Source organism: Piscinibacter gummiphilus (assembly GCF_002116905.1).
GTDB lineage: Bacteria > Pseudomonadota > Gammaproteobacteria > Burkholderiales > Burkholderiaceae_C > Rhizobacter > Rhizobacter gummiphilus.
In genome coordinates this window covers 3,393,161-3,405,290 of the sequence record NZ_CP015118.1, presented here as the reverse complement: position 1 = coordinate 3,405,290, position 12,130 = coordinate 3,393,161, and the positions used below count along the sequence as shown (strand labels likewise).

The following is a 12,130-nucleotide window of genomic DNA, read 5'->3' as shown; positions in this document are numbered from 1 at the left end:
GAGGTTGCGCTCAACGTCGCGGTCAAGCGCGTGCAGCCCTGGCACCCCGAGTCAGAACGGCCTGACTCGGGACCCGGTTGCTCAGAGCTTCGGCGTGTACTTCAAGGTCAACATCATGTTGCGCGGATCGCCGTAGGTGGCGCCGGTGTACCCGACGAACCCCGGAAGCACGTAGTGCTTGTCGAACACGTTGTTGACGTTCAGCGCCAGGTTGATTTCAGGCGAGGCCTGGTAGGCCACGCGCAGGTTGGCCACGGTGGCGCCAGGCACTTCGAAAGAGCGGTCGTAGCTGAGGGTGTGGCTTTGGGACGTGACGCCGCCGCCCAGGGTGAGCGGGTTCCATTCGCCCGGGAGGCGATATGACACCCATGCACGCAGCATGTGCTTGGGCGTCCAGGTGCTGAACACCTCGCCCTGGTTCTCCGGGTCGCTCAGGTACTCCGTGGTGTTGTAGGTGTAGCCCGCCATCACCTGCAGGTTCCGCAGCACTTCGCCGCTGACCTCCGCCTCGACACCCTGGCTGCGCACCTTGCCCGAGGCGACGGAACAGTACCAGCCGTCACAGACCTGGCCCGAGGCGAAATCGTTGACACCCCGGTTCTTGTGGTCGTAGCGGAACACCGCCAGCGACGTGTTCACGCGCTTGTCCAGCAGTTCACCTTTGATGCCCAGCTCGTAGTTCGTCCCGATGATCGGATCGAGCACGTCGCCCGTCACCGTGCGGCTGGACTGCGGCTCGAACACGCCGGTGTAGCTGCCGTAGGCCGACCACTGCGGCGTGAGCGCGTAGACCAGGCCGACATAGGGCGTGATCTCGCCCGAGGCGCTGGAAGTCGACTGCGAGTTGAACGCCGACTCGGTGTAGAAGCTGTCGTACCAGCTCGCGCGAGCGCCCACGATGGCCGTCAGCGGCTCGATGAGCCGGGTGCGCACGCTGGTGTAGAGGCCTTTCTGCTGCACGTCGTAGGTCGAGAAGGTCTGCCTGCCGCCGGCGGCCAGCAGGCTGTCCACCGTGGGCACGGGACGGTTGTGGTCGATGGCGAAGACATTGGCACCGTCGGTGAACGTGCGGGCGAACATGTCGTCGGACTTGTATTTCCAGTAGCTGACACCCACGGTGACCTCGTTGCGCAGGCCCCCAACATCGAAGCGGCCGTTGACGTACGCGTCGAGCCCGACCTTGGTGGAGTCGAAGTCCGTGATCCAGTCGTCGTAGGTCGGCCCGGTTCCGTCCGCGGCGACGGTGCCCGTCATGCGCTGGTGGGTGGACGTGTTCCGTTCGCTCATGCGCAAGGCCGAGACCTTGAAGTTCCAGTCCGCGTTGAACCGGTGATCCAGGTCGGCGTAGACGATGGTCTGCTCGACACTGGCCTGGTTCCACCAGGAACCCGTGAACGTGGAGCGCGGCAAGCCCGTTTCCTGGCCCCCCTCGTAGAGGGGCACGCCGAGGAGGAAGGGCCGACCCTTGCTGTCCAGGTTGCTGACTCCCAGGCCCACCGTGGTGTCCGGGCCGAGGTCGTAGTCCAGCGCGGCGTACAGCGAGCGGGTGCGGTCGTTCACGTAGTCCACGAAGGAATGGCTGCGGTCCTCGTCCACCACCACGCGTCCGCGCAGCGTGCCTTCTGCATTGAGCGGGCCGCCGGCGTCGAGTTGCACGCCGTAGCGGTCCCACGAACCCGCCCTGGCCGTGGCGGTCACCGTGGTGTCGGCCTGTCCGCGCTTGCGCACGAGGTTGATGGCGCCTCCGGGGCTGCCGGTGCCCTGAAGCAGGCCCGACGCGCCCCGCAGGACTTCGAGCCGGTCGTAGAACACCATGCCTTCGGTGCCCCAGTTGCCCAGCGCGTAGTGGTTGCGCGGAATGGCGACACCGTCGTACTGCCAGTTGTCGATCTGGAAGCCCCGTGCCGACAGCACCATGCCTTGCCCCACGCCGCCGATGCCCTCGGTGCCAGTGACGTTGTTGACGGCGTCTTTCAGATCGGTGATGCCTTGCTCGTCCAACTGCTTGCGCGTGAGCACGCTGATGGACTGCGGAATGTCCTTGAGCGCCTGGTCGCCCTTGTTGAGGCTGACCGCGCGTGCAGCGAACGAGTCCGATCCCTCGGTGGTCGCGCCGCCCGTCGCCTTCGCGGTGGTGGTGACCGGCGCCAGCGTCGTTTCCGCCGCTCCGGTGTCTGCCGCCGCGGCGCGGCGCAACGCGAAGGCGCCCCCGGCGCCGCCCGTCACCTCGAGGCCCGAGCCGGCCAGCAGGTGCGCGAAACCGTCGCGCACGCTGAAGCCGCCATCGAGGCCACGCGTGGTCTTGCCCTGCACCAGGGCCGGCGGCACGGTGATGCTCACGCCCGCGGCGGCCGCGAAGTCGCCCAGTGCTTCGCCGAGCGGGCCGGCCGCGATGCGGTAGACCCTCTGTGTCTCCGGGGCCACGACGGCGGAGGTAGCGGACTGCGCCGATGCGCCGGCCGAAGTGAAGCCCATGGCCAGCACGGCGGCATGAACGGCCAGCGACAGCGCGCGGGCAGAAGGGGTATGACGAACGAAAGCGGACGGTCGACGGCGGGTCATGAGGACTCTCTCTGCAAGACGGTGAAGTGGGTGTTCCTCAAGGCTTCACACGCGAGAGAACGAAAAGGGACACGGTGCGGCGAATTTTTTCTTTGATGCGCCGCGACGCATCGGGCGCGGCCGGCTTCAGGCGCCGGGCGCGGTGACCGTCACCCAGTAGCGGGTGCGGTAGCGCACGTCCACCGGCAGCGTCTGCGGCAGGCTGTCGAGCACCGCGCCGGTATCGCGCAGCTGGAACACGCCGGAGATGCGCAACTCGCCCACGGCCGGATCGCAGCGCAGCACGCCGGGCCGGTACCGGGCCAGCTCCGCCACGAAGTCCTGCAGCCGCATGTCGCGCGTGCGCAGGATGCCGCGCGACCAGCCGTCGACCTGCGGCGCGGCCGCGGTGATCGGGTCCACGGCCATCGAAGAGAAATCGGCCTGCTCGCCGGCCCGCACCACCACGGGCCGATCGGTCGAATGGTCCGGCCGCACCTCGACCGCGCCTTCGAGCACCGCGACACGGCAGCGTTGAGTCTCCAACTGCCGCACCACGAAGCGCGTGCCGAGCGCGCGCAGGCGGCCCTGCGGGGTTTCGACGACCAGCGGCCGGTACGCCGGGTGGCCGGGCGGAACCGTGTCGGGCGCGGTGTCGACCAGGATCTCGCCCGCATGGAGCCGCAACAGCCGCACGCGGTCGTCGTAGGCCACGTCGAGCGCGGTCGCGGTGTTGAGCTGCAGCCGCGTGCCGTCGGGCAGGCGCAGTTCGCGGTGTTCGCCCGTGGCCGTGCGGTGCGCGGCCAGCCATTCGCGTGCGGGCGCGGTGCGCGAGGCCAGCCAGGCCGCGGGCACGGCTGCGACGAAAAGTGCCAGCGCCTTCATGGCCCCGCGCCGTTCCGCGCGCTCCGAGCGGCCGAGCACCGGCGCGGCGAGTGCGCTGGGCAGCTGGCCGAACTTGAGACTCACGCGCTCGGCGCGCTGCCAGGCGAGGTCGTGCATCGGGTCGGCCGCGCGCCAATGCGCACAGCGCTGGCGATCGGCGGCCGTCGCCTCGCCGGAGTTCAGCAGGAAGAACCACTGCGCGGCCTGGAGGGCCACGGATTCATTGACGGCGCTCATTCGGTCGTCAGCAGGATGCAGCGCGCCATCGCCTCGGCCATGTAGCGCTTCACGGTGCGCTCGCTGACCGACAGCCGGACCGCGATCTCCGCATAGCCCAGGCCTTCGAGTTGCGCCAGCAGGAACGCCGTGCGCGCCGCGGGCGTCAGGCCGTCGAGCATGGCGTCGATCTCCTGCAGCGTCTCGAGCACGCTGGCCTGCTGCTCGGGGGAGGGCGCCAAGGGCTCGGGCATTGCGCCCAACGCTTCGAGGTAGGCCTGCTCGAGCGAGCGCCGGCGGTGCAGGTTGGCCATCAGGCGCTTGGCGATCAGCGTCAGGTAGGCCCGCGGTTCGCGCAGCTTCCATTCACCCAGCTTCTCGGGCGTGTCGTCGGGCGCGCAGAGCAGGCGCACGAAGGTGTCCTGCGCCAGGTCGGCCGCGTCGAAGGCGTTGCCCAGCTTCCGGCGCAGCCAGCCCTGCAGCCAACCGTGGTGGTCGGCGTAGAGCGCAGCGACTTCGCTGCGCTCACTGCAAGAAGGCATCTCGACGGCATGCATGGTGACTTCCCAGTGACAACACCGGGGCGCGAAGCCGTCGGTCAATTAAGAATGGTTCTTATTTCATTGTAGCCAAGGTTGTCCGGATCCGGCGAGCGCTTGCCACCCCAGCAGGGCTCAAGCGAACGGCCCTCCCGTGGTGCCGCCACCGTGTTTGGCGTGCCGCGTGCGCAGCCCCGCCAGCAGCAGCGCGCGCCCTGCGAAGGCGTCACCCGCCACCTCCAGGTCGAAGCGTTCCCCGTCCAGTCGGCGCAGGTCCGAGGCCACGGCGTCGGCCTCGTCCACCGTGGCGCCGGTGGCCAGCATGGCTTCGTGGCTCATCTTCATGGCGGATTCGAAGGTTTCGCGCACCACGATGTCCGCGGCATCGGTCTTGGCGAGTTCCACCGCATGTTCGCGGTCGAAGGCGCGCACGATCACGCGCACGTGCGGGCATTCGGCCCGCACGCTGTGGGCGATGCGTGTCGCGGCGGCCTTGTCGTCGACGCAGACCAGGATGGCGTTGGCGTGGCGTGCGCCGGCGGCGCGAAGGACGTCGGGGCGGCCGCCGTCGCCGTAGTAGACCTTGAAGCCCAGGTACTCCTGGGCGTCGCGGATCACCTGGGTGTCGTTGTCGATCACGGTCAGCGAGGCGCCGCGCGCCAGCACGCCCTGGCTGGCGATCTGGCCCACGCGGCCGAAGCCGATCACGAGCACGCTGGCCCGCTGGTCGTGCACGGCTTCGACGCCGTCCATGGACATCGCCGGGCGCGGCCCGAACCGCCGGTGCGCCAGCACCACCAGCGGGGTCAGCACCATCGACAGCACGACGATGGCCGTCATGTTGGCGTTGACGGTGGCGTCGATGACCCCCTTGCCGAGGGCTGCCGCGAACAGCACGAACGCGAACTCGCCGCCTTGCGCCATCAGCACGGCGCGGTCCAGCGCGTCCGCGTGCGAGCTGCGGGCGAGCCTCGCCACACCGTAGATGCACAGCGCCTTGGTGGCCATCATCGCCAGCACGCCGGCCACGATCAGGGGCCAGTTCGAGGCCACCACGGCGAGGTCGAGAGACATGCCGACGCCCAGGAAGAACAGCCCCAGCAGCAGGCCGCGGAAGGGTTCGATGTCGGCCTCCAGCTGGTGGCGGAAGGTCGACTCGGACAGCAGCACGCCGGCCAGGAAGGCGCCCATCGCCATGGACAGGCCGCCCAGCTGCATCAGCAGCGCGGCGCCCAGCACGACCAGCAGCGCCGCGGCCGTCATGACCTCGCGTGCCTTCGCGTTCGCCAGCACGCGGAAGAACGGGTTCAGCAGCCACACGCCCGCGGCCACCAGCGCGGCGAGTGCCCCCAGCCCGAGGGCGATCACGCCCCAGCGCGATGGCGCTGCGGCGGCGGCGTCGAGCGCCGGCGGTGCGATGAAGGACACGATGGCCAGCAGCGGCACGATCAGCAGGTCCTCGAAGAGCAGGATGGAGACCATGCGCTGTCCGCGCGGCGCGGCGATGTCACCTCGCTCGCCCAGCAGCTGCATCACGATGGCCGTCGACGTGAGCACGAAGCCCATCGCGCTGACGAAGGACACCGCCAGCGGGAAGCCGAAACTCATGCCGACCGCCGTGAGGAGGAGGCCGCAGACCAGGCATTGGAGGCTGCCGAGGCCGAAGATCTGGCGCCGCAGGCCCCACAGGTGGGACGGCTGCATTTCCAGTCCGATCACGAACAGGAACATCACCACGCCCAGCTCGGCCACGTGCAGGATGGCCTGCGGTTCGGTGAAGAGCCGCAGTCCGAAGGGGCCGATGGCCAGGCCCGCGGCCAGGTAACCCAGCACCGAGCCGAGGCCGATCTTCTTGAACAGAGGTACCGCCACCACGGCGGCACCCAGCAGGCTCACGGCCTCGATCAGGTCACGCGTGCTTCCTTCTGCGGACATGCAATCTCTCTTGTCGTTGAACTTCGGTGAACGGGGCAGGGCCGTCGGCCCCGCGCGCAGCGGCGATTGTCGTGGGTTCGGCGGCGGCTGCTGGAACCCTGGTCGAGGGATCCGAATGCCGAGTTGATAATTGGTCGGACCAATACTCAGCATTCGAGGTAATGAACTGAGATATGCGGGTTAACCCTTTGGCGATTTGTGTGAGATGCGCCGCAAAATTGCGCGTCTTCGCCAAGCCGTTCTTATTGGTCCAACCAATTCAGTTGTAGCCGGCGGAACCTTCGACCTTCCCGGGCCCTCGTGGTCCATCCACCGCCTTCGACAACACGGCCATGCAAACCCTCTGGCAACAGAACTACGACCCCGCCGGAAACATCTGGATTTCCGCGCTGGTGGCATTGATCCCGATCGTCTTCTTCTTCCTCGCGCTGACGAAGCTGCGCCTCAAGGGCTGGCAGGCCGGCACAGTCACCGTGCTGCTGTCGCTGGGCGTGGCGCTGTTCTTCTACCGGATGCCGGTGAGCGCGGCGCTGGCCTCGGCCGTGTACGGCTTCTTCTACGGGCTGTGGCCCATCGCGTGGATCATCGTGGCCGCGGTGTTCCTCTACAAGATCTCCGTGAAGACCGGGCAGTTCGACGTGATCCGCTCGTCGATCCTGTCGGTCACGCCCGACCAGCGGCTTCAGCTGATCCTCGTGGGCTTCTGCTTCGGCGCGTTCCTCGAGGGCGCGGCCGGCTTCGGCGCGCCGGTGGCCATCACCGCGGCGCTGCTGGTGGGCCTCGGCTTCAAGCCGCTGTACGCGGCCGGGCTGTGCCTGATCGCCAACACGGCGCCGGTGGCCTTCGGCGCGATGGGCATCCCCATCATCGTGGCGGGGCAGGTGTCGGGTGTCGACGCGTTCTCCATCGGCCAGATGGCCGGCCGGCAGCTGCCGTTCATGACGGTGCTCGTGCTGTTCTGGATCATGGCCATCATGGATGGCTGGCGCGGCGTGAAGGAAACCTGGCCCGCGGTGCTGGTGGGCGGCGGTTCGTTCGCCATCGTGCAGTTCCTCACCGCCAACTTCATCGGTCCCGAGCTGCCGGACATCACGTCGGCCATCGTGTCGCTGGTGTCGCTCACGCTCTTCCTGAAGGTGTGGCAGCCCAAGCGAATCTTCCGCTTCGAGGTCGAACCGGGCCAGCCGAAGGCGCCCGCGATGCCGAAGCACACGGCCCCGCTGACCGCCGTCGCCGTGCTCAAGGCCTGGTCGCCGTTCATCGTGCTGACCGCGATGGTCACGGTCTGGAGCATCAAGCCGTTCAAGGCACTGTTCGCCGCGAAGGCCGCGCTCGCGTGGACGGTGATCAACGTGCCCGTGCCGTTTCTGCACAACCTCGTCGAGAAGACGCCGCCGGTGGTGGCCGCCGCCACGCCCTATGGCGCGATGTACTCGCTGAACTGGCTGTCGGCCACCGGCACGGCCATCCTGATCGCCGCCGTCATCACCATCGCGTTCACGCGGCTCTCACCGGCCAAGGCCGTGGCCACGCTCGGCGAAACCTTCAAGGAACTCGCGATCCCCATCTACTCGATCGGCATGGTGCTCGCCTTCGCGTTCGTCGCGAACTACTCGGGCCTGTCGGCCACGCTGGCCCTGGCGCTCGCCCACACCGGCCAGGCCTTCACGTTCTTCTCGCCGTTCCTCGGCTGGATCGGCGTGTTCCTGACGGGCTCGGACACCTCGGCCAACGCGCTGTTCGCCGCGCTGCAGGCCACCACCGCCCAGCAGCTGGGCCTGCCGCAGGTGCTGACCGTTGCCGCGAACACCACGGGTGGGGTCACCGGCAAGATGATCTCGCCGCAGTCCATCGCCATCGCCTGCGCGGCCGTGGGCCTGGCGGGCCGGGAGTCGGACCTGTTCCGCTTCACCGTGAAGCACAGCCTGATCTTCGCCGCGATCATCGGGGCGCTGACGACGCTGCAGGCCTACGTGTTTCCGTGGATGATTCCGGGTCATTGATCCTTCATCCGGAAGTTCCCCATGCGCCTCGTCGATCACGTCGTTGAAAAGCTGCTGGCCCTCGTGCAGGCCCGCGGCCTGCAGGCCGGCGAGCGCCTGCCGGCCGAGCGCCAGCTGGCGGCCGAGCTGGGCGTGTCGCGCAACTCGCTGCGCGAGGCGATCCAGAAGCTCACCAGCCAGGGCGCGCTGGTCAGCCGCAGGGGCGACGGCACGTACGTGCAGAGCACCGCGCCGGCCGAATGGCTGCAGGAGGCCATGGGGCCGCTCGTGCGCCTGCTCGACGCCGACCCGCACTACCGCTACGACGTGCTGGAGACGCGCCACGCGCTCGAGACCAGCACCGCGTGGCTGGCCGCGCAGCGCGCCACGCCCGCCGACAAGGAGCGCATCCAGCGCTGCTTCGACGTGATGATGCAGCACCAGCAGAGCGGCCACGCCGAGCTGGCGGCGCGGGCCGACGCGCAGTTCCACCTCGCGATCGCCGAGGCATCGCACAACGTGGTGCTCGTGCAGGTGATGCAGAGCCTCTTCGCCGTGGTGCTGTCCACCGTCGAGCGCAACCGCCACGACATGTTCCGCCTCAGTGCACCCGAGACGCTGCGCGTGCTGACCGCGCAGCACCAGGACCTGATGCAGGCCATCCTCGACGGCGACCCCACCCGCGCGCGCGCCTGCATCGGCGACCACCTGGAACACGTGCGCACCACCATCCAGCGCATGGACGAGGACCGCGCCCGCCGCGAGCGGTCCACCCGCCTGCCGGTGGACGCCGCGCCGTCCCTCCTGCTGCCCACCGACCCGCCCCGACGGGCATGAGACCCCCACCATGATCATTTCCTCCTCCGCCGACTACCGCACCGCCGCGCAGAAGCGGCTGCCGCCGTTCCTGTTCCACTACCTCGACGGCGGCGCCTACGCCGAGCAGACGCTGCGCCGCAACGTCGAGGACTTCGCGGCCGTGGCGCTGCGCCAGCGCGTGCTGAAGGACATGAGCCGGCTCGACACCAGCATCGAGCTCTTCGGCGAGAAGTTCTCCATCCCCGTGGCGCTCGCGCCCGTGGGCCTCGGCGGCATGTACGCCCGCCGCGGCGAGGTGCAGTCGTCGCAGGCCGCCGATGCGCACGGCATTCCGTTCACGATGTCGAGCGTGTCGGTGTGTCCGATCGAGGAGGTGGCCCCGAAACTCAAGCGTCCGATGTGGTTCCAGCTGTACGTGCTGAAGGACCGCGGCTTCATGAAGAACGCCCTGGAGCGCGCGCAGGCCGCGGGCTGCTCCACGCTCGTCTTCACGGTGGACATGCCGGTGCCCGGCGCCCGCTACCGCGATGCGCATTCGGGCATGAGCGGCCCGAACGCCCCGTTGCGCCGCTACTGGCAGGCGATGATGCACCCACGCTGGTCCCTCGACGTGGGCCTGCTCGGCCGCCCGCACGACCTGGGCAACATCTCCGCGTACCTCGGCAAACCCACGGGCCTCGCCGACTACATGGGCTGGCTCGGCGCCAACTTCGATCCGTCCATCTCGTGGCGCGACCTCGAATGGATCCGTGATTTCTGGAAGGGCCCGATGGTGATCAAGGGCATCCTCGACCCCGACGACGCCCGCGACGCGGTGCGCTTCGGCGCCGACGGCATCATCGTGTCGAACCACGGTGGTCGCCAGCTCGACGGTGTGCTGTCGTCGGCCCGCGCGCTGCCGGCCATCGCCGATGCCGTGAAGGGCCAGATCAAGATCCTCGCCGACTCGGGCATCCGCAACGGCCTCGACGTCGTCCGGGCGCTGGCGCTCGGTGCCGACGCCACGATGATCGGCCGCGCCTACATCTACGCGCTGGCCGTCGCGGGCCAGGCCGGCGTGAAGCACCTGCTCGAGCTGCTCGAGAAGGAGATGCGCGTGGCGATGACGCTCACGAGCGTCGCGAAGGTGTCCGACATCAACGGGGATCTGCTGGTGCGCGACCGATGAACACAGCCGCTGTTTCCGGCGCCACCCTGTTGCGCCAGCTGCGCGACACCGTGGGCGCCGCCCACGTGTTGACCGATGACCGCGACACCCGCCGCTTCCGCAAGGGCCACCGCACGGGGCAGGGCGGGGTGCTCGCCGTGGTGCGGCCCGGCACGCTGCTGGAGCAGTGGCGCGTGCTGCAGGCCGTGGTGGCCTCGGGCCGCATCGTGATCATGCAGGCCGCGAACACGGGCCTCACCGGCGGGTCGACGCCCGATGGCGACGGCTACGACCGCGAGATCGTGCTCGTCAACACGATGCGCATCGCCGGCGTGCAGGTGCTGGGTGACGGCGCGCAGGTGGTGTGCCTGCCGGGCGCCACGCTCGACCGGCTCGAGCAGGCGCTGGCGCCGCTCGGGCGCGAGCCGCATTCGGTGATCGGGTCGTCGTGCATCGGCGCCTCGGTGATCGGCGGCATCTGCAACAACTCCGGAGGCGCCCTCGTGCGCCGCGGACCGGCCTACACCGAACTCGCGCTGTACGCCCGCGTGCGCGACGACGGCACGCCGGAACTGGTGAACCACCTGGGCATCGCGCTCGGTGCCACGCCGGAGGAGATCCTCGAGCGCCTGCAGCGGGGCGACTACACGGCGGCCGACGTCACGCACGACCCGGCCCGCGCCGCGTCGGACCCGCGCTACGCCGAACACGTGCGCGCGGTGGACGCCGACACGCCCGCGCGTTTCAACGCCGACCCGTCGCGCCTCTTCGAGGCCTCGGGCTCGGCCGGCAAGCTGTGCCTCTTCGCCGTGCGCCTCGACACCTTCCCGAAGGAGCCGAGCAGCGTCTTCTACATCGGCAGCAACGACCCCGGCGACCTGACCGCGGTGCGCCGCCACCTGCTGACCGCGCTGCCGCGCCTGCCCATCGCGGGCGAGTACATCCACCGCACCGCCTACGACATCGGCGAACGCTACGGCAAGGACACCTTCCTGCTGATCGACCGCTTCGGCACCGCGCGCGTGCCGGCGGCCTTCGCGCTCAAGAGCCGCGTCGACGGGTTCTTCGAACGCTTCGGCCTGCGCGGCGTGACCGACCGGGTCATCCAGGCGGCGATGAGCCTGCTGCCAAGCCACCTGCCGGCGCGCATGCGCCAATGGCGCGAGCGCTACGAGCACCACCTGCTGGTACGTGTGTCGAACGACACGGCCGAGGCCACGAAGGCGTTCCTCGCCAGCCACTTCGGCGGCAGCACGAGCGGCGGCTGGTTCGAGTGCGACGCGGAGGAGGGCCGCAAGGCCTTCCTGCACCGCTTCGCGATCGCGGGCGCGGCCATCCGCTACCGCGAGGTGCACCGGCGCGACGTGGAGGACATCGTCGCGCTCGACGTGGCGCTGCGCCGCAACGACCGCGACTGGGTCGAGCAGTTGCCGGCCGACGTCGAGACGGACGTGGTCCACAAGCTGTACTACGGCCATTTCTTCTGCCACGTGTTCCACCAGGACTACATCGTGAAGAAGGGCGTGGACCCGCTCGCGATGGAGCACCGCATGTGGGAGCTGCTCGACGCGCGCCGCGCCGAGTACCCGGCCGAACACAACGTGGGGCACCTGTACGTGGCCAAGCCGGGTCTCGCCGGCTTCTATCGCGGGCTCGATCCGACGAACACGTTCAACCCCGGCATCGGGCACACGTCGCGCCTGAGGGGCTGGGACACGTGCTGCGACGACAAACCGGCCTGGCCCGCAGGGTACGCGGACGAGGGCTCCGAAGCCGCCGCATGAGAAGATCCGGCCCGATCCACCGCATGGTGCGGTGACGGACCGGAGTGTGGGCGATGCGGGCAGTGCTGGGAATCGTGGGGTTGCTGGTTGCGCTGGCCATCGTGGGACTGGCGGCGAAGCAGATGCTGTCGCGTCCGGCCACGCGGGTCACGCCGGAGGCCGTGACGACCGCCGCCCCGGCGGAAACCCCGCGCCAGACCACCGACCGGGTGAAGGCGGAACTGGACGACGCGATCCGCCGGGCCGGTGAACGCGCCTCCGACGCGGCGCCCTGAGGCACCG

General features: G+C 69.3%; 9 protein-coding genes. 5 read left to right on the top strand and 4 right to left on the bottom strand.

Features of this window, described 5'->3' with window-relative positions:
* Positions 1–81: 81 nt before the first annotated feature.
* From A4W93_RS15215 to A4W93_RS15200, 4 genes are all read right to left on the bottom strand, one after another.
* Positions 82–2,562, bottom strand: coding sequence for a TonB-dependent siderophore receptor (locus A4W93_RS15215; protein WP_085751407.1), 2,481 nt, complete (start codon positions 2,560–2,562; stop codon positions 82–84).
* Positions 2,563–2,688: 126 nt separating this feature from the next.
* The gene (locus tag A4W93_RS15210; protein ID WP_085751406.1) at positions 2,689–3,663 is read right to left on the bottom strand and encodes a FecR domain-containing protein; all 975 of its coding nucleotides are present in this window, start codon (positions 3,661–3,663) and stop codon (positions 2,689–2,691) included.
* Positions 3,660–4,199: a sigma-70 family RNA polymerase sigma factor gene (locus A4W93_RS15205; protein ID WP_085751405.1), complete on the bottom strand. Its 540-nt coding sequence runs from the start codon at positions 4,197–4,199 to the stop codon at positions 3,660–3,662. Before A4W93_RS15205 ends, A4W93_RS15210 begins: the two co-directional genes overlap by 4 nt.
* A 117-nt stretch (positions 4,200–4,316) precedes the next feature.
* Complete coding sequence (locus A4W93_RS15200) at positions 4,317–6,116, bottom strand: monovalent cation:proton antiporter-2 (CPA2) family protein (protein WP_085751404.1); 1,800 nt, start codon at positions 6,114–6,116, stop codon at positions 4,317–4,319.
* A 332-nt stretch (positions 6,117–6,448) separates the two neighbouring features.
* On the opposite strand from A4W93_RS15200, the gene lldP reads away from it, so the two are divergent.
* Genes lldP through A4W93_RS15175 form a run of 5 tightly spaced genes read left to right on the top strand, consistent with a single transcriptional unit; the run spans position 6,449 to position 12,123 of the window.
* Positions 6,449–8,119, top strand: a complete 1,671-nt coding sequence (gene lldP / locus A4W93_RS15195; RefSeq protein ID WP_085751403.1) for an L-lactate permease — start codon at positions 6,449–6,451, stop codon at positions 8,117–8,119.
* A gap of 21 nt (positions 8,120–8,140) precedes the next feature.
* Positions 8,141–8,935 (top strand): transcriptional regulator LldR, encoded by a 795-nt coding sequence (gene lldR, locus A4W93_RS15190; protein WP_085751402.1) that lies wholly within the window; start codon positions 8,141–8,143, stop codon positions 8,933–8,935.
* A gap of 10 nt (positions 8,936–8,945) precedes the next feature.
* Positions 8,946–10,085: an FMN-dependent L-lactate dehydrogenase LldD gene (lldD, locus tag A4W93_RS15185; RefSeq protein ID WP_085751401.1), complete on the top strand. Its 1,140-nt coding sequence runs from the start codon at positions 8,946–8,948 to the stop codon at positions 10,083–10,085.
* Entirely contained in the window at positions 10,082–11,848 is a 1,767-nt protein-coding gene (gene dld / locus A4W93_RS15180; RefSeq protein ID WP_085751400.1) for a D-lactate dehydrogenase, read from the top strand. Before lldD ends, dld begins: the two co-directional genes overlap by 4 nt.
* A gap of 53 nt (positions 11,849–11,901) precedes the next feature.
* Positions 11,902–12,123, top strand: coding sequence for a hypothetical protein (locus A4W93_RS15175; protein ID WP_085751399.1), 222 nt, complete (start codon positions 11,902–11,904; stop codon positions 12,121–12,123).
* Positions 12,124–12,130: the final 7 nt, after the last annotated feature.